At 63.1% G+C, this 18,062-nt stretch carries 12 protein-coding genes; 9 read left to right on the top strand and 3 right to left on the bottom strand.

Translation table 11 applies throughout. From position 1 onward, the window contains the following. Nucleotides 1-71: 71 nt before the first annotated feature. From ACM5SV_RS15155 to ACM5SV_RS15135, 5 genes are all read left to right on the top strand, one after another. Entirely contained in the window at nt 72-992 is a 921-nt protein-coding gene (locus ACM5SV_RS15155; protein WP_222005055.1) for an adenylate/guanylate cyclase domain-containing protein, read from the top strand. Between the two features lie 267 nt (nt 993-1,259). Further along, a complete protein-coding gene (locus ACM5SV_RS15150) occupies nt 1,260-2,471 on the top strand; it encodes an efflux RND transporter periplasmic adaptor subunit (protein ID WP_222014175.1) in 1,212 nt (403 codons plus the stop codon). Then, nucleotides 2,468-5,623: an efflux RND transporter permease subunit gene (locus ACM5SV_RS15145; protein ID WP_222014174.1), complete on the top strand. Its 3,156-nt coding sequence runs from the start codon at nt 2,468-2,470 to the stop codon at nt 5,621-5,623. The genes ACM5SV_RS15150 and ACM5SV_RS15145 overlap by 4 nt, the downstream gene beginning before the upstream one ends. Before the next feature lie 272 nt (nt 5,624-5,895). After that, the gene (locus ACM5SV_RS15140; protein ID WP_012758249.1) at nt 5,896-6,894 is read left to right on the top strand and encodes a flagellin; all 999 of its coding nucleotides are present in this window, start codon (nt 5,896-5,898) and stop codon (nt 6,892-6,894) included. A gap of 213 nt (nt 6,895-7,107) precedes the next feature. After that, nucleotides 7,108-7,773: an OmpA family lipoprotein gene (locus tag ACM5SV_RS15135; protein WP_012758248.1), complete on the top strand. Its 666-nt coding sequence runs from the start codon at nt 7,108-7,110 to the stop codon at nt 7,771-7,773. 49 nt (nt 7,774-7,822) lie between these two features. Here ACM5SV_RS15135 and ACM5SV_RS15130 read toward each other — a convergent pair whose 3' ends face one another. Then, nucleotides 7,823-8,230 carry a DUF2000 family protein gene (locus ACM5SV_RS15130; RefSeq protein ID WP_012758247.1) on the bottom strand — a complete coding sequence of 136 codons (408 nt, stop codon included), beginning with the start codon at nt 8,228-8,230 and terminating at the stop codon, nt 7,823-7,825. A 45-nt stretch (nt 8,231-8,275) separates the two neighbouring features. Between ACM5SV_RS15130 and ACM5SV_RS15125 the strand changes: the two genes are divergently transcribed. Then, nucleotides 8,276-9,187: an AraC family transcriptional regulator gene (locus tag ACM5SV_RS15125; protein ID WP_012758246.1), complete on the top strand. Its 912-nt coding sequence runs from the start codon at nt 8,276-8,278 to the stop codon at nt 9,185-9,187. Here ACM5SV_RS15125 and ACM5SV_RS15120 read toward each other — a convergent pair. Continuing rightward, entirely contained in the window at nt 9,147-10,241 is a 1,095-nt protein-coding gene (locus ACM5SV_RS15120) for an AbrB family transcriptional regulator (RefSeq protein WP_113545197.1), read from the bottom strand. The genes ACM5SV_RS15125 and ACM5SV_RS15120 overlap by 41 nt on opposite strands. A 247-nt stretch (nt 10,242-10,488) precedes the next feature. Then, on the bottom strand, nt 10,489-11,391 hold the full coding sequence (locus tag ACM5SV_RS15115) for a LysR family transcriptional regulator (RefSeq protein ID WP_012758244.1): 903 nt from the start codon (nt 11,389-11,391) through the stop codon (nt 10,489-10,491). 92 nt (nt 11,392-11,483) lie between these two features. On the opposite strand from ACM5SV_RS15115, the gene ACM5SV_RS15110 reads away from it, so the two are divergent. The 3 genes from ACM5SV_RS15110 (at nt 11,484) to ACM5SV_RS15100 (ending at nt 18,011) form a co-directional block, all read left to right on the top strand. Next, nucleotides 11,484-12,518: an aldo/keto reductase gene (locus tag ACM5SV_RS15110; RefSeq protein WP_017994695.1), complete on the top strand. Its 1,035-nt coding sequence runs from the start codon at nt 11,484-11,486 to the stop codon at nt 12,516-12,518. Nucleotides 12,519-12,680: 162 nt separating this feature from the next. Then, entirely contained in the window at nt 12,681-14,093 is a 1,413-nt protein-coding gene (locus ACM5SV_RS15105; protein ID WP_012758242.1) for an FAD-binding oxidoreductase, read from the top strand. 201 nt (nt 14,094-14,294) lie between these two features. Next, nucleotides 14,295-18,011 (top strand): AsmA family protein, encoded by a 3,717-nt coding sequence (locus ACM5SV_RS15100; protein WP_419425332.1) that lies wholly within the window; start codon nt 14,295-14,297, stop codon nt 18,009-18,011. The last annotated feature ends 51 nt before the right edge of the window (nt 18,012-18,062 follow it).

Raw genomic sequence — 18,062 nt, 5'->3', positions numbered from 1 at the left:
CCCACTTGATCTCGACCAGTTTCACCCTTTGCAGCGATCTTCCGGGGCGGATAGCGCGGAGACGAGAGACCATGAGTGAAACGCGGCGCAAGCTGACGACGATCTTCTGTGCTGACGTGCAGGATTATACGCGGCTGATGGGGACTGATGAGGAAGGGACGCTTGCGAGCCTCAAACGCTGCCGGGAAGCGATGGGACGCCTGATCGAAAGCCATGGCGGCCGCGTCATCAACACCTGGGGCGATGGGCTGATCGCCGACTTCCCAAGCGTGGTCGAGGCGGTGCGTGCGGCCGTCGACACCCAGAACGAACTCGCGGGTTTCAACGCCCGCCGACCGGCCGACGGTCGCATGCTCTTCCGTATCGGCATCAATCTCGGCGACGTAATCGTCGAGGGCGAGGACATCTATGGCGACGGCGTCAATATTGCCGCGCGGCTGCAGGCGTCGGCCGCGGCCGGCGGCATCGTCATATCAAGTACCGTTTACGATCAGGTCCGCAACAAGGTGGCGGTTGGTTTCGAGTTTCTCGGGCCGCTGATGGTGAAGAATGTCGATGAAGGCGTGCCAAGCTACGCGGTAAAGATCGGCGATGCCAGGGAGGAGACGCCGCCTGCCGAACGATCCGGCGCCGCGCGGCCGCAGCCGGCGGCGGTTATGGCGGCAGCCAAGGTTGAGACAACCCCAGCACCGGGAGGACGCAGGCTGTATGGCGTGCTCGGCGTCATCGCCGCCGTCCTGATCGGTATCAATCTCTTGTCGTGGCAGGGCGTCTTCTGGGCGCGGTTTCCGGTGCTTGCGCTTGCCGTCGTCGCGGCGCTCGCCTGGAACCGCGATCAGATCCTGTTCAACCGAAAGATCACCTCGCTGGCGATCCTGGCGCTTGGCCTTGCCGGCCTCAACATCTTCACCTGGACGGGGCAGTTCTGGGCGGTGTGGCCGATACTGGGGATTGCGGCCGTCATGGGCGTGCGATGGTCGATGCGCCGATAGACATTCAACCCGCATCGTCGGACATTTGTGCGATATCTCGCCCGATAATCGGCGGTGTCAAAGGCATGGGCGAGTGTTCGTTCAAACAAAAGTGAGCGGCCGGGTTATTTCCATTCTTTGCTGATATTACAAATCGGTAATGCCGGCTGCTTATGCTTGCCGGTAAGCTGTAAACGCGCGATATTGTCGCATCAGACGGGAATCTCGATCCCGCAGCGCCTCTTTCGACCGACCCTGGTCCAACCTCGAGTCCCTCTGGAGACGTGAATGGCCTTTTGGAAGCAGTTTATACTGTCGCTCATCGTCATTATCGCCGGCTTTGCCGCGTGGGTTTTCTTTGTGCCCGGCGCCGGCGATACGATGCGCGATGCAGGGATTCCAGACAGCATCGTTTCCAAGATCGCGCCGAAGGCTGAGGAGACGGTGGATGCCGACGCTCCAGCCCGGGCGCAGGGGCAGCAACGCGGCGACGGACAAGGGCAGGGACAGAACCCCCGTAATGGCGGCGGGCGCAACAGCGCCATTCTCGTCGCGACGCAGGCAGTCGTCCAAGGTATCGTCAACGACCGGCTGAATGCCATCGGCACGGGTGACGCGATCCGTTCGGTCGCGGTCACGCCGCAGGCATCGGGCACAATCCGCGAAATCCTCATCAAGTCGGGCGACAGGGTGAAGGCCGGCCAGGTGCTCGCCAAGCTCGACAGCGAGGAGCAGGTGATCGCCCGCGGCCAGGCTGACGTGGCGGTTAAGGCCGCCGTCGAGAAGTCCAACCTTTATCACAACATCAAGTCCAGCGTGTCGCGCATGGACGTGTTCGATTCCGAGATCGCCGAGCAGGGCGCGCGGCTGCAGCTGCAGGCCGCCGAGCTCAATCTCGCCCGGCGCAACATCACCGCGCCGATCGACGGCATCGTCGGCATCGTGCCGGTCAATATCGGCGACAATGTTACGACGAGCATCCCGATCGTCACGCTCGACGACCGTTCGGAAATCCTCGTCGACTACTGGGTGCCGGAGCGCTTCGCCAATACTGTGTCGGTCGGCCAGCCGGTCGAGGCGATGTCGGTGGCAAGGCCAGGACAGGTGTTTTCCGGCGTGGTCGAAGCCGTCGACAACCGCATCGACGCGGCAAGTCGCACGCTGCGCCTGCGCGCCAAGATCGACAACAGTTCCGACGAGCTGCGCGCCGGCATGTCCTTCAGCGTCAGCATGAAATTTGCCGGCGATAAATATCCGGCCGTCGACCCGGTCTCGGTGCAGTGGGATTCACAAGGGTCTTTCGTCTGGCAGGTCAACGACTACAAGTCGCACAAGGTGCGGGTCAGTATCGTGCAGCGCAACCCGGATTTCGTGCTGGTCAAAGCCGACATCAAGGACGGCGACGTGATCGTGACACAGGGACTGCAGCGCGTGCGCGAGGGCGGGGCAGTGCGTGTGAGCGCCGATGTCGCCGCGGCTGCGGAGATCGCCACCCAATGAGCGTGACCGAGATTCATCAGGACAGGGCCTCGGGCAAGCAGAGCTTCACCGCGCTTTTCGTTCGCCGGCCGATTCTGGCGCTGGTGTTCAATACGCTGATGGTCGTCGCCGGCCTTGCGGCCTATGTCGGCGTTGAGGTGCGCGAACTGCCGGATGTCGACCGTCCCGTCGTTACCGTGCGCACCACCTTCGATGGCGCATCACCGCAGACGATCGACCAGGAACTGACCAAGGTGATCGAGGGGGCGGTCGCGCGCGTCAGCGGCCTGAAATCGATTTCGTCGACCTCATCCTTCGGTCAGAGCCGGGTGACGCTGGAATTTTCGGATGCGATCGATCTCTCGGTCGCCGCCAACGACGTGCGCGACGCGATCGGCCGCATTACCCAGAACCTGCCCGACGAAGCGGATGCGCCGCAGATAGTCAAGGCGGATTCGGATTCCTCGGCGATCATGCGCCTTGCCGTCACCTCCACCAATCTCAACATGGACGACCTGACCCAGCTCGTCGAAAACGAGGTGATTGATCGCCTCGCCTCCGTCGACGGGGTTGCCGACGTCGAGGAATATGGCGACCAGGAGAAGGTCTTCCGCGTCGATGTCGACCAGGGCGCGCTTGCCAGCCGCGGGCTGACCATCGGCGACCTGACGAAGGCGCTCGACAATGCTGCACTCGACGTGCCGGCGGGCTCGCTGAAGAGCAATACGCAGGATATCGTGGTGCGCGCCACTGCCAACCTGCAGACGCCGGCGGATTTTTCTAACGTCATCCTGCAGGACCGCGTTCGGCTCGGCGACGTCGCGACAGTGATGCTCGGGCCACGCGACGGCGAAACGGCGCTACGCTCCAACGGCAAGCCGGGCATCGGTCTCGGCATCATCCGCCAGGCGCAGTCGAATACGCTGAACATCTCGACCGGCATCAAGGCGGCCGTCGACCAGCTGTCGAAGACACTGCCCGAGGGCACGACGATTGCCATCACCAGCGACGACGCCGTCTTCATCCAGGGCGCGATCCACGAGGTGGTACTGGCGCTGATACTCGCCGCCGTCATCGTCACCGCCGTCATCTACCTCTTCCTGCGCGATTGGCGGGCGACGTTGATCCCGGCCGTCAGCATGCCGGTGGCGCTGATCGGCACGCTGGCGGCGATCTACATGGTCGGCTTCTCGATCAACATCCTGACGCTGCTCGCGATTGTGCTGGCGACCGGCCTCGTCGTCGACGATGCGATCGTGGTGCTCGAAAATATCGTACGCCGGCGCTCCGAAGGCATGGGACCGCGCGCTGCTGCCGTGCTCGGAACGCGCGAGGTGTTCTTCGCCGTCATCGCCACGACGGCGACGCTGGCGGCGGTGTTCATTCCGCTCTCCTTCCTGCCGGGACAGGTCGGTGGCCTCTTCCGCGAATTCGGCTTCGTGCTCGCCTTCTCGGTCGGGCTGTCGTCGATCGTGGCGCTGACGCTGTGTCCGATGCTTGCCTCGCGCATGCTGACCAAGCCGATGCTCGAGGATCACGGCGTGCTCGGCCGCTTCGGCGGGGCGCTGGCCGATCTCTACAAATGGGCACTGCACGGCTGTCTCAACGCGCCCTTCGTGGTCATCCTGTTCTCGGTGATCTTTGCCGGCGCGGCGCTCATCGCCTTCTCGACGGTCAAGAGCGAGCTGACGCCCGAAGAGGACCGGTCGATGGTGATGATGCGGCTGACGACGCCGCAGGGATCGAGCCTCGAATATACCCGCGACAAGATGCAGCTCGTCGAGGAATATCTGCAGCCGCTGGTCGACCGCGGCGACATCCGCAACGTCTTCTCGATCTCCGGCCAGGGTGGTTCGCTGAACAGCGGCTTCATGGTGCTGACGCTCGCCCCCTGGGGAGAGCGTGACAGGACGCAGACGGAGATCGTCGGCGATATCAACCAGGCGGCCTCCAGGGTGCCGGCTTTGCGCGGCAATGCTATCTCATCGAACAGCCTTCGCATCCGCGGTGCCGGCAGTGGTCTGCAGATGGCGCTGATCGGCAATGATCACGAGGCGCTGACGGCGGCGGCCGCCAAGCTGGTTCAGGCGCTCGAGGCCACTGGCCAATATGATACGCCGCGCCTGACCAACGAGCCCAGCCAGGCGCAGGTGTCGGTGGCGATCGACCGCGAGCGCGCCTCGGATCTCGGCATCGATATAACCGGGCTTTCGACAGCAATCCAATCGCTGCTCGAAGGGCGCTCGGTGGTCGATGTCTTCGTCGACGGCGAATCCTATCCCGTGCTTCTGACCTCGACGACGCGGCCGATCGACGATCCGACCGATCTTGAGAACGTGTTCCTGAAAACCGGCGACGGCAAGATCGTGCCGATGTCGGTCATCGCCACGATGAAGGAAGGTTCGGTCGCGCCGCAGCTCAACCGCGAGCAGCAGCTCGCCTCCGTGGCGATCACCGCCGGACTCAGAAACGGCAAGTCGCTCGGCGATGCCGTCAAGCAGGTGACTGATCTCGCCGAGCCGCTGCTGCCGCCAGGCTCCCGCCTGCTGCCGCTTGCCGAGGCGGCGACGCTCGAAGAGAATTCGAGCGGCATGGCGCTGACCTTCGGCTTCGCCATCGTCATCATCTTCCTGGTGCTGGCCGCGCAGTTCGAAAGCGTGCTGTCTTCGCTGATCATCATGTCGACGGTGCCGCTTGGTCTTGCCTGCGCCGTCTTCGCACTTGTGATCACCGGCTCCAGCCTCAACATCTACAGCCAGATCGGCCTGGTGCTGCTGGTCGGCGTCATGGCGAAGAACGGTATCCTGATCGTCGAATTCGCCAATCAGCTGCGCGACCGGGGCGAGGATGTGCGGTCCTCGATCGAGAAGGCCTGCGCGCTGCGCCTTCGTCCCGTGATGATGACGATGATCGCCACCATCCTCGGCGGCGTGCCGCTGGTTTTTGCCCACGGCGCCGGCGCCGAAGCGCGCGTAGCACTCGGCTGGGTGATCGTTGGAGGCCTCGGTTTCGCAACGCTGGTGACGCTGTTCATTACGCCGGTCGCCTATCTGCTGCTTGCCCGCTTCGCCAAGCCGCACGCCCACGAGGAGGCGCGCCTGCACGAAGAGATGTCGGTCGCCACACGGCCACGCGCCGCACCCGATGACGAGCAGCTGCAGGCCGCCGAATAAGCTTTTCATCCGATTTCGCAACGCCGCCGTACCTCGTCCGGCGGCGTTTCTTATGGTGTATGAAACCTTGAAAAATAAGATGGATTACTTCTGACGTTTAGTCGTTTGTTAAGCATAAACGGCAATGATTGTTGCCAGTAACCGACTGGTCTTCTTCGTTTCTTGAAGGCCGCAACGCGCTGGAACGCCAGCGACCCCGGACATGACAGTCCGTGCGGACGGTTCATTTCTTGTGCAGTTTGCGTCCTGTTGTGTTTTTGGAGTTTAGTTCTGTGAGTATTTACCAGCGCGTCTCGGTGGATGCGGCGCTTCATGTGCTGCGCGATATCAACCGTAATATGGCGGTCACGCAAAACCACATCACGACCGGTATGCGTGTGGCAAAAGCCAGCGACAATGCCGTCTATTGGTCGGTCGCCACCACTGCGCGAACCGACAACAAGGCGGTTTCGGCGATCCAGGATGCGCTTGGTATGGCGGCGGCGACGATGGGAACGGCCTATACCGGCGTCCAGAACGTCATCGATGTCGTCTCTGAGATCAAGGCCAAGCTGGTTGCCGCGACCGAAGACGGGGTCGACAAGGACAAGGTCAATGAAGAGATCAAGCAGTTGCAGGAGCAGTTGCGCAGCGTCTCCGAGGCGGCGACTTTCAATAGCGACAACTGGGTGGTTCTCAACAACGATGCGACACCGACGCAGCCGCGCCAGATTCCGGCCTCCTTCATCCGCAATGCCGACGGGACCATCTCGGTCGGCATGCTGAGCTATCATATCGACACGACGCCGAGCGGGAGCACGACCTCTAAGGACGCACGCTACCTGATCGATGATCGCGCCACCGGTTCGGGCGAATACGGCGTGCTGACATCGGCCTATTTCGCCACCGAGCTCGGCGCGTCGCAGGACTACGTGCTGATGCAGAGCAAAAACGGCACCACCACAGGGCAGGTAGTGATTTCGCTCTCGGCTAGCACGACGAAAGGACAGGTCGGCGAAATGATCAGCGTCGTCGATGCCGCGCTGTCGCAGCTGACGACGGTCGGTTCGGCCTTCGGCGCGTTGGAGAAACGCATCAACCTGCAGAACGACTTCGCCACGAAACTGCACGACAACAATGCCACCGGCATCGGCCGGCTTGTCGATGCCGACATGGAGGAGGAGTCGAGCAGGCTCAGGGCGCTGCAGACGCAGCAGCAACTCGGCCTGCAATCGCTGAACATCGCCAACGCAACCTACGATACGGTGCGGCAGTTGTTCCAAAATTTCTAAGTGTGCGATCCCACTCTCTGTCATTCCTGTGACGAGCACAGGAATGAGGGAGGAGAAGTGGACGGTCATCCGCTAAAACTGGTGATATCAGCGCAATCCCGCAACATGGCTGTGTTTCGGCGCCCGAATTTGCCCTATCAGGAGAACATCTTCATTTTCTTGCCGCAATCCTTGCCATTTGCTCGGATCAGTCGAACGGAGACCGTCCTGTCCATGATCAAAAAATTCGTACTTCTCGCTATTGCCGCAAGCTATCTCAGTGCCTGCACGACGACCGATCCCTATACCGGTGAACAGAAGGTTTCCAATACGGCGGGTGGTGCTGCGCTTGGCGCCCTCGGCGGCGCTCTCGTCGGCGTGGCCGTCGGTGGTGGCGGCCACGGCAAGCGCAATGCGGCGTTGATCGGCGCAGGCGTCGGGGCTCTCGCCGGCGGTGCGATCGGCAATTACATGGACCAGCAGGAATCCGAGCTTCGCGCCCAGCTCGAAGGCACCGGCATTTCGGTGACCCGCAACGGCGACAACATCATTCTTAACATGCCGTCGAACATCACCTTCGACGTCGATCAGGACGCGGTGAAGCCGGGCTTCTATCCGACGCTGAATTCGGTGGCGATCGTGTTGCGCAAGTTCAACCGCACGCTGATCGACGTCAACGGCCATACGGATTCGACCGGCAGCCTGCAGCACAATCAGGACCTGTCGCAGCGCCGCGCGCTTTCGGTTGCCGATTATCTCGGCGGTCAGGGCATCGACCAGCGCCGCGTCTCCGCCGTCGGTTTCGGCCCGTCCCAGCCCGTCGCCTCCAATGCGAGCGAGGCCGGCCGCGCGCAGAACCGCCGCGTCGAGATCCAGATCGCGCCGATCACGCAGGGCTGAACCGAATTTTCTGCCTTTGAAACGGCCGGGCTTAGCCCGGCCGTTTCTGTTAGTGCTGCATCGTGGCGCCCTTGGTGATCTTGTCGACGATCTTCTTTTCGGCGCGCAGCGCGATGCCGACCACCTTGGCGTCTTCAGGCGCAAATTCTGCGAAGACGGCGCGGTTGGCAGCGTCGTGGCCGGTCGCAAACATCTCCTCGATGAACAGCGAGCTGGTAATATCGCGCTCCAGCGCGCGGCGGTGAACTGCTGATATCGTCGCCTCGTCGGCGGAGAGCACGATGATCGGCTGGATCGATAGCGGATTGTAGAGATTGCCGGCGCGGTCCTTGTAGGCTTCGCCGATGATCTCGGGATGCCCGCCGGCGATGCCTGTCATCAGGAAGGCGGTGACGTTCAGCTTCTGCCAGCCGGCAAGATTGTTTCGCAGGACGACGGCAATTTTGGTATCAAACATCGTACGGTCTTTCACCTATCTACGGGTTATGGAGTATCGGGCGCGTTGAACCAGGACTTACATCCGCAGGTCTTCGAAGGTCTTGAACGTTTGTGCGCGGGACCATCCGGCAACGCCATCCTGGCTGCGCCGGCCTTTCCCGGCATCGAGCGCATCGAGGCGCAGTTCTCAGGCAATGCTTTCGAGCCGCATCGGCACGACACCTATGCACTCGGCGTGACTCTGAAGGGGGTACAGACCTTCCGCTATCGCGGCGTGCGGCGCTTCAGCCTGCCGGGGCAGGTGATCGTGCTGCATCCCGACGAAGAGCATGACGGCGGGGCGGGGACCGAGGATGGGCTGCACTACCGCATGCTCTATCTGGAGCCGTCGCTGCTTCTCGAATGCCTGGAGGCGGATGGCGTCGGCCTGCCTTTTGTCGATGAACCCGTTATCGGCGATCCTGCGCTGGCGGGCGTGCTGCTGGCAGCACTCGGCGAACTTGACCGCGAACTGGACGAGCTTTTCGTCGACGATTTCGTATCGCGGGTGACGGGCGGGCTGTCACGGCATGCGCGCATGCCGCGCCGGCCGCTGGGCCTCGTCGCGTGGCGGCAGGCGCGGGCAGCGCGGGATTATCTTGAGGCACATGCGACCCGGGCAGTGTGCTCGGGGGAGCTGGAAGCGGTGACGGGGCTCGACCGCTTTGCGCTGTCGCGGCATTTCCGGGCGGCCTTCGCCACCAGCCCGCATCGCTACCTATTGATGCGGCGGCTGCAGCGGGCGCGGGCGATGATCGGTGCGGGCGAGGGGATTTCCGATGTGGCGGCGGCGACCGGCTTTGCCGACCAGAGCCATCTCAACCGCCATTTCAAGAAGGCCTACGGCATGACGCCCGGCCAATGGGTAGCACTCACGCATAACCCCAAACAGGGCATTAGACGGGATTTTCCGCAAGGCCGGAACGGCGTGCGATGAAGCGGGCGAGCATCGGGCCGATCATCAGGATCACCAGGAAACGGCCGGTCTGCATCGCCATCACGAAGGGCACGTCGACATCGCTGGAGGCGGCGATGATGGCGACGGAATCGGCGCCGCCGGGGCTGGTGGCGAGATAGGCGGTCAGCGGATCTATGCCGGCGAAGACGTGAAGCGCCACGGCCATGCAGCCGCAGAGCGCCATCAGCAGCACGATGCAGGCCGATACCCTCGGCAGGGCGCGCGCCACGTGCTTGAGGATCGAGCGAGTGAACCGCAGGCCGATGCTCCAGCCGACCAGTGCATAGGCGATGGCGAGCAGCCACATCGGTAACTCAATTTTCACGAGGCCCATGCCCTGCAGCAAGGCGCCGAGAAAGAGCGGCACGATGATCGTGCCACCCTGGAGGCGCAGGCGCCAGACGCCATAGGCACAAAAGGCGGCAAAAGCCATCGTCGCCGCAAAGGCCGGCCAGTCGATCTCGGGAAAGAGGACAAGCGGCGGCGGCTCGGCGCCATCGGCTGCCACCCACAGGCGCGAGATCACCGAGGCGCCGACGGCGACGAAGACGACGCGCAGATACTGCATGAATGCGACGAGACGGGCATCGGCGCCATAGGCTTCCGACATGATGACCATGGCGGAGGCGCCGCCCGGCGAGGAGCCCCAGACCGCGGTCGTACCCGGCAGCACCTGCCAGCGCGTCAAAAGCCAGCCGAGGCCGGTGGCGATGGCGATGACCGAGAAGATGAACAGCAGAAAGAGCGGTGCGTCTTTCGCCATGGTGCCGAGAATGTCAGGGGTGATGGTGCGCGCCATCATCAGGCCGACCAGGACCTGGCCGAACTGCAGCGGCCAGAAGGGCACGCGAAGCTTTCCCTTGCCGACGGTCAACGCCAGTGCGATTGCCGCGACCATCGGTCCGATCAGCAGCGAGGCCGGCAGAGCAAAGAGTTCGAGGAAGACGACGAGAGCAGTCGAAAGTGCCAGCAGCAGCGCCCATTTCGCCAGGCCGGAATCCCGCAGCAGGCGGCTTACGTCGCTGAATGACATGATCCCCGTGTCTTTCCTGGCCGGCGCCAAGCCCTGAGGCTGAGGGCTCCGGCATGACGAAGAAATGCCGGCTACAAGAGCCGGCTGGCGCGGGTCCGGTATAGGCGGGGGCGAGGCGGGCGGTCAATTGCGAAATCTGGCTTCTCGGTGCCCTATAATGCGAAACTGATTCATGCGACCGCTTCAAGTCGTTGTTTTTATGCATGTCACCTTTACAAAGCCGCTGCACGGTTTTGGGCGGGGTGCCTCAGAAACGTACATGGCTGGCGAGAAAATCGAGCAGTGCGCGTACACGCGCCGGTAGCGGGCCGCCCTGGCCCATATAGACGGCGTAGAACTCCTCGAGATCGTCAGGATTGGCCTCTTCGAGCACCGGCACCAGGCGGCCGGCATCGATATCGGCGCGCACGGTGAAGGCGGCGAGCCGGGCAAGGCCGGCGCCTGACAAAGCGAGGTGACGCATGGCTTCGCCGTCTCCCACCTGCAGGCCCGGGGTGATCGGGATCATCACCGTTTCGCCACCTTCGCGCAGCGACCAGCCCTCGATGGCGCGGGCGTAAGAAAAGCCGATGCGGCAATGGCGGCGGAGATCGGCGATCGTGAGTGGTTTGCCATGACGCGAGAGATAATCCGGTGCTGCGACGATGATCTTGCCGGTGGCGCCAAGTTTGCGAGCGATCAGGCTGGAATTCTTCAAGGGGCCGGCGCGGATTGCGACGTCGGCACGCTCCTCCATCAAGTCGACTATCCTGTCGGTATGGGAAATATCCAGCGTCACGGCCGGATGAAGCGCCATGAAGGCCGGCACGAGCGGCGCCAGCACATGATTGCCGAAAGAGCCGCTGGTGTTGATGCGGATTCGGCCTGAAGCCTGTTCACCTGTCGAGGCCTGACGTTCAGCCTCGGCGATATCGGCAAGGATGGTGATGCTGCGCTCGTAGAAGGCACAGCCTTCCGGCGTCAGCTGCAGCTTTCGGGTAGAGCGGTTGACGAGGCGGACGCCGAGGCGGGTCTCCAGCCGGGCGACGAGCTTGCTGACAGCCGACGGCGTCATGCGCCGGGCCGTGGCGGCGGCGGAAAAACCGCAGCGCTCGACGACACTGACGAAGACTTCCATTTCGCCGGAGCGGTTGATGTCCTGACGGCTCATGATGAATTCAAGTCACAGATGATTTGCTTAAGGGCAATCTATATCATCGGGCGACCAAGGTCTATCTCATAGGAAATACAGGAGACAGATCCATGGACTACAGAAATCTCGGCGCCTCCGGCCTCAGAGTGCCGGTCTTGAGCTTCGGCGCCGGCACATTCGGCGGCAGCGGGCCGCTGTTCGGCGCCTGGGGCAATACCGATGCCGAGGAAGCGCGGCGGCTTGTCGATATCTGCCTCGAAGCCGGCGTGAATCTCTTCGACACGGCCGACGTCTATTCCGCCGGCGCTTCCGAGGAGGTGCTCGGCCAGGCGATCCGCGGCCGGCGAGACGCTGTGCTGATCTCGACGAAGACGGCGCTGCCAATGGGCGAGGGGCCGCAGGACTGGGGAACGTCGCGAGCACGGCTGATCCGCGCCACCGAGGATGCGCTGCGCCGGCTCGGGACCGACTATATCGACCTCCTGCAGCTTCATGCTTTCGATGCCTCGACGCCGGTCGAGGAGGTGCTGTCGACGCTCGACGGGCTCGTCGCCGCAGGCAAGATCCGCTATACCGGCGTTTCCAATTTTGCCGGCTGGGAACTGATGAAGTCGCTCGCCGCCGCTGAGCGCCACGGCTATCCGCGTTATGTCGCCCATCAGGTCTATTATTCGCTGGCGGGGCGCGATTACGAATGGGAGCTGATGCCGCTCGGCGCCGACCAAGGTGTGGGAGCCCTCGTCTGGAGCCCGCTTGCCTGGGGCCGGCTGACCGGCAAGATCCGCCGTGGCCAGCCGCTGCCCAAGGCAAGCCGGCTGCACGAGACGGCGCAATACGGCCCGCCCGTCGACGACGAGAAGCTGTTCGACATCGTCGAGGTGCTGGACGCCATCGCGGGTGAGACCGGCCGGACGATGCCGCAGATCGCCATCAACTGGCTGCTTAACCGGCCGACGGTATCGAGCGTCATCATCGGCGCCCGCAACGAGGAACAGCTTCGGCAGAATCTTGGTGCGGTCGGTTGGAGCCTGTCGAAGGAGCAGGTCGAAAGGCTCGACGCCGTCAGCACTGTCACGGCGCCCTATCCCTATTTTCCCTATCGCAGGCAGGAGGGTTTTGCGCGGCTCAATCCGCCGATTGTCTGAGGTGCGAGGGCGGCGGACTTGGCTATAGCAGCCTGCCTATAACAAAGTGGGAATGAAATCTTCTGCCAATCTTAACTGGACAGCCGCTTTGACTTGCCGCATACCCAGCCTGACCTGCGGAACACGATATGGTTTCTGCGGAATGGCAGGGAGATCAACGGGATGGCGCTGAAGGACGCGAAGGCGGGCACACGCAACGAGGCGGGAATTGCCGCGGTGCTCGGCATTCTCAAGCAGAGCTTCGGCGAGCGTTTCCAGACCGGCCAGTCCTTCCGCGAACAGCATGCCCATACGACCACTTATATCCCGCCGCAACTGCCAGACGGGGTGCTTTTCGCTGAGAGCGCCGAAGATGTGAAGGCGGCGGTCAGAGCCTGTGCGACCCACAAGGTGCCGGTGATCGGTTTCGGCGTCGGCACCTCGCTGGAGGGGCAGGTCAATGCCGCCAATGGCGGCATTTCGATTGACTTCAGCCGCATGGACCGGGTGCTTGAGGTCAACCCCGAAGATCTCGACTGCACCGTCGAACCGGGTGTGACACGCGAGGCGCTGAATATCCACCTGCGCGATACCGGCCTGTTCTTCCCGATCGATCCCGGCGCCAACGCCTCGATCGGCGGCATGGCCTCGACGCGGGCCTCCGGCACCAATGCCGTGCGCTACGGAACGATGAAGGACAATGTGCTTGCCGTCACCGCCGTCACCGCCAATGGCGAGGAGATCCGCACGGCCCGGCGCGCCCGTAAATCCTCGGCGGGCTACGATCTGACGCGGCTCTTCGTCGGCGCCGAGGGCACGCTCGGCATTCTGACCTCGGTGACGCTGCGCCTCCAGGCGATCCCCCAGAAGATTGCCGGAGGGGCCTGTGCCTTTCCGAGCATCAAGGCCGCCTGCGATGCCGTCATCATGACGATCCAGATGGGCATTCCGGTGGCGCGTATCGAGCTGCTCGACACGGTACAGATGCGGGCCTGCAACGCCTATTCAAAGCTCTCCTATGCCGAAAGCCCGACATTGTTCCTCGAATTCCACGGCACCGACGAGACGGTGCCGCTGCAATCGGCAGCCTTTGCCGAGATCGCCGCCGAATGCGGCGGCGGCGAGTTCCTGTGGACAGCCAATGCCGAGGAACGGACGAAGCTCTGGAAGGCACGCCACGACGCCTATTGGGCCGCAAGGGCGCTGGCGCCCGGGCTTGCCGCACTTTCGACCGATGTTTGTGTTCCGATATCGAGGCTCGCCGATTGTGTTTCCGAAACGCAGGCGGATATCGAGGAACACGGGCTGTTGGGGCCGATCGTCGGCCATGCCGGCGACGGGAACTTCCATGTGCTGCTGTTGTTCGACGACAAGAGCGCCGAAGACATCGCCATGGCCGAGAGCTTCGTACAACGGCTCAACCGGCGGGCGCTCGACCTGGACGGGACATGCACCGGTGAACACGGGATCGGGCAAGGCAAGATGGCGTTTCTGGAACAGGAGCTCGGCGGCGCGGTGGATCTGATGCGACAGGTGAAACAGGCGCTCGATCCGGACGATATCTTCAATCCCGGCAAGATTTTCCACCATGGCTGAAACGGAACATTCTCATGAAGTTGGGTCTTGCCCCCGGCATGATTAGCGCTAGAACAAGATGATGTTAGGCAGGCTCGCCCTGAAATCTGAATCCTGTTCTCAAATAAAGAGTTAGAGCATGATGTCGTCCGAAAACCGCTCACACTTTTCGGCATCATGCTCTAGTGTCTGCAACAGAATCCCGAATGGAGACGCTTTGCATTGGTAGGCCGGTTCCTCGTCTTTCTGGGGGGAGTGATCGTCGTAGTGCTGTTTGTGGCGCTGCTTGCGCCGCTGTTCATCGACTGGACGGACTTCCGCAAGAATTTTGAGGATCAGGCAAGCCGCATTATCGGCAAGAAAGTCACCGTCTACGGCACCGTGGATGCGCGCCTCTTGCCGTTTCCATCGGTGACGCTGCATGACGTGCGCGTCGGCCAGGAAGCAGACGGCACGCCGATCGTCAAGGTCGAGCAGTTCTCCATGGATGCGGAGCTCGCACCTTTCCTGTCGGGCGAAGCGCTGATCTTCGACATGCGTATCGTCAATCCGAAGGTGCGCTTGAGATTGCTCAAGGACGGCACGCTCGACTGGATGCGCGGCAGCCGCGCGGAAATACCGGCAAGGACCGTCGTCCTCGAAAACGTGCATGTCAGCGGCGGCGAGGTCGAATTCATCGACGATCAGTCGGGTCGCTCGCGTCGCATCACCGGCCTCAACGCGGAAATGTCGGCAAAGTCGCTGGCTGGTCCCTGGCGCATCGAGGGCGACGCTGCGCTCGACGGCGAGCACGGCGGCTTCTCGATCTCGAGCAGTCAGCCGGACGAGAACGGCGTGCTGCGCATGCGCACGAGGCTTTCGCCGGACAAGCACCCTGTCAGCGTCGATCTCGACGGCGAGCTGAAGCTCGTCGACAGCAAGCCGAACTATCAGGGCCAGCTTTCGGCCGCGATCGAAATCCGCAACAGCGCCAAGCCCGCCAACAAGAAAGAGCAGCCGCCGCGCGTCAAGGGCCGCTTCGAGCTCACCAATGAACGTATCCGCATCCCCGAATACCGGATGGAGATCGGCCCGACAGACGATCCCTACGTCATAACCGGCGAGGCGACGCTCGATACCGGCAATGCGCCGGAATTCCTGTTGACCGCCGACGGCCAGCAGATCGATGTCAACCGCATCGGCAATCAGGGCTCGGCCGGCAAGACGACACGGGATCCCGCTGTTTCGGCGCGCCAGCGGTTGAATTCGCTGATCGATATCGTCGCGCAGGTGCCGATCCCGCAGGTGCCGGGCAAGGCGAGCGTCAAGCTGCCGGCAATCGTCGCCGGCGATACGACGCTGCGCGACGTACAGCTGGAGCTCGAACCGGCCGGCACCGGCTGGCTGATCGACAGCGTCACCGGCACGCTGCCGGGACGCACGCAGGTAGAGGGCAAGGGCAAGCTCCTGCTTCAGGGCGAGCCTTCGTTCAACGGCCAGATCCTGGTGGCCTCCAGCCAGCCGACGGGGCTAGCCTCCTGGCTAGCCGGCTCGGTCGATCCGGCTATCCGGCAATTACGGCAGGCGGGCTTTTCCGCCAATGTCAGCCTGACGCATGAATTGCAGCGTTTCGAAAATCTCGAGATCGCCATCGGACCGGCGACGCTGAAGGGCCGGCTGGAGCGCCAGGCGATCTCCGGCCAGACGCCGACGCTATCGGTGGCGCTGAACGGCGATACGCTCGATCTTGACGCGCTACAGGCGCTGAGCGGGCTCATGACCGGCCAGGATGCCGGCGACAACGTGCTCGACCACAAGATCGCCGCCCAGCTCAAGGCCGACAAGTTCACCGCCTTCGGCGTCGACGCCGAGAATGTCGAGACCACCTTTACGATTGCCGATGGCGCGCTTGCCGTCGACCGGCTGTCGATCAAGAATATTGCAGGCGCAGAGCTGACGGCGACGGGCAGGGCGGAAGGTTCGCTGCTCGACTACAAGGGCGCGGGCGAGATCACCTTCAAATCGGCCGATCCCGGCGGCTTCTTCACCATGCTGCGCGAGCACCTGCCGCATCACCCGGTGCTTGACCGGCTGGTGCGCAATGCCGGCTGGTACGGCAATACGGCGCTTCGCGGCGCGCTGACGCTTGGCGGCGACGAGGGCAATGCGCTGACGGTGACGCTTGCCGGCGTGGCGAACGGCAGCCGCGTCAATCTCGACTACCGCATGTCCGACCTCCTGGCGCTGACCGGCAATGGCACGACGAGCCTCGAGGCTACGCTCGAAAACGCCGTGCCATCAGTCCTGTTCGGCCAGGCCGGGCTCGATCCGCTGCCGGTCGATGTCGGGGCCAATGGCCGCCTGACGCTGAAGGTGAAGGCATCGGGCAACGATCCCGCCGATGCGGCGCTGACCTTTGCGACCGACCGGACCTCGTTCATGGCCAACGGCAAGATCGATGTCCGGCCGGAGACCTTCATGAACGGCGAGATCGCCCTTTCGCTCGACAGCGCCGATATCGACCCCTATCTCATCATGAACGGCATCGCCCTGCCGCAGACCGGAACCGGGCTGCCGTTCGGCCTGCAGGTCAATGCCGCCGTCAATAGCGACAAGATCGTCTTTTCGGATCTCAAGGGGCATGCGGCCGACAACGAATTTTCCGGTGCGCTGACCTTCGACCGGAAGGCTGCGAAGACGACCGCGAGTGGCGGGCTGACGCTCTCCAAGGCCGATGCCGGCTGGCTCGGCGAGGCGGTGTTCGGCCAGATCGTCGATCCCGCCAACGGTCAGCTGACGACGGCGCCGCTGGGGCTGCCCGTCTTCAAGGATCTCGACGTCAACGTGAAGCTGACGGCCAAGCAGTTCTGGCCGGGCCTTCCGGAAACGGCGGTGTCGGACTTCACCAGCAACGTTGCCTACAAGGGCGACGAGCTGCAGCTCAACGACATGGCCGGTAATTGGGACGACGGAAAGCTCTCCGGCAACCTGCTTTTCACCAATGCCAACGGTACCGGTTTCCTGCAGACGAAGCTTGCGCTTGCCGATTCCGATCTTTCCGGCGTCGTCTGGCTGCGCGACGGAGCGCCGATCGCCAACGGCAAGTTCGGATTGTCGCTGTCGATGGAGGCTTCGGGCAAGACGATCGGCGAGATCGCCAGCTCGCTCAATGGTTCGGGCGAACTGAGGCTCGGCGATACCAGCATACGCGGGCTTAACCTTGCCGTCCTTCCGCCGCTGCTTGCCGCAACCGATACGATGCAGGAGCAGATCAATGCCGGCAAGGTGCATCCAATCATCGAGACGCTGCTCAGCAACGGCGAGGCGAAGCTGCCGCCGCTCGGCATCCCCTTCAACATCGCCGACGGGACGCTGAGGGTGCAGAATGTCACCGTCGCCAACGATCTGGCCCGCATCACCGCCGATGCCCAGATCGCACTGCCGGAAGAGCGGATCAGCGCGACGCTGGGCGTCGGGTTCAATCCTGGCACGGAAGCGCTTTCCGGCGCCGAGCCGGCGCTCCGGCTGAATTTTTCCGGCATGCTGCCGTCGCCCGGCAAGACGATGGATGTAAGCGATATCACCAGCTTTCTGTCGCTGCGCGCCTTCGAGCGCGAGCGCCGGCGTGTCGAGCGGCTGCAGGCGGTCGTGCTCGAAAAACAGCGGCTGCGCCGCGAGGTGGCGCTCTACCGGTTCAACGACGCTGAGCGCATCAAGGCAGCCGAGATCGAGAAGCAACGGCAGGCGGAGGAAGAGCGGCTGCGCGCGCTGGCGCAGAAAGCAGCCGCTGAGAAGGCTGCTGCCGAGGCGGAGGCCGCACGCGCGGCGGAAGCCAAAGCGAAGGCGGATGCGGATGCGCAGGCGAGGGCCGCCGCAGAGGCGGAAGCAGCACGGCGCAGCGGGCAAGCGCAGCCCGGTCCGCTCAATTTCGACCAGTTGCCGGGCGTTCAGGCGCAGTGAAAGTGCATAGAATTTGATTCATGCAAGACGCTTCAGGCCTTTGTTTTCATT

The sequence above is a fragment of the Rhizobium sp. CRRU65 genome (assembly GCF_048551595.1).
GTDB classification, from domain to species: Bacteria; Pseudomonadota; Alphaproteobacteria; order Rhizobiales; family Rhizobiaceae; genus Rhizobium; species Rhizobium leguminosarum_J.
Note: the sequence above shows the minus strand (reverse complement) of the source record. Positions and strands in the feature narration are given on the sequence as shown.

Coding starts and splice junctions, on each gene's coding strand:
- ACM5SV_RS15105 (WP_012758242.1), top strand. CDS start 12,681: ATGGCGCTGAAGGACGCGAAGGCGGGCACACGCAACGAGGCGGGAATT.
- ACM5SV_RS15150 (WP_222014175.1), top strand. CDS start 1,260: ATGGCCTTTTGGAAGCAGTTTATACTGTCGCTCATCGTCATTATCGCC.
- ACM5SV_RS15155 (WP_222005055.1), top strand. CDS start 72: ATGAGTGAAACGCGGCGCAAGCTGACGACGATCTTCTGTGCTGACGTG.
- ACM5SV_RS15130 (WP_012758247.1), bottom strand. CDS start 8,230: ATGTTTGATACCAAAATTGCCGTCGTCCTGCGAAACAATCTTGCCGGC.
- ACM5SV_RS15145 (WP_222014174.1), top strand. CDS start 2,468: ATGAGCGTGACCGAGATTCATCAGGACAGGGCCTCGGGCAAGCAGAGC.
- ACM5SV_RS15135 (WP_012758248.1), top strand. CDS start 7,108: ATGATCAAAAAATTCGTACTTCTCGCTATTGCCGCAAGCTATCTCAGT.
- ACM5SV_RS15110 (WP_017994695.1), top strand. CDS start 11,484: ATGGACTACAGAAATCTCGGCGCCTCCGGCCTCAGAGTGCCGGTCTTG.
- ACM5SV_RS15115 (WP_012758244.1), bottom strand. CDS start 11,391: ATGAGCCGTCAGGACATCAACCGCTCCGGCGAAATGGAAGTCTTCGTC.
- ACM5SV_RS15120 (WP_113545197.1), bottom strand. CDS start 10,241: ATGTCATTCAGCGACGTAAGCCGCCTGCTGCGGGATTCCGGCCTGGCG.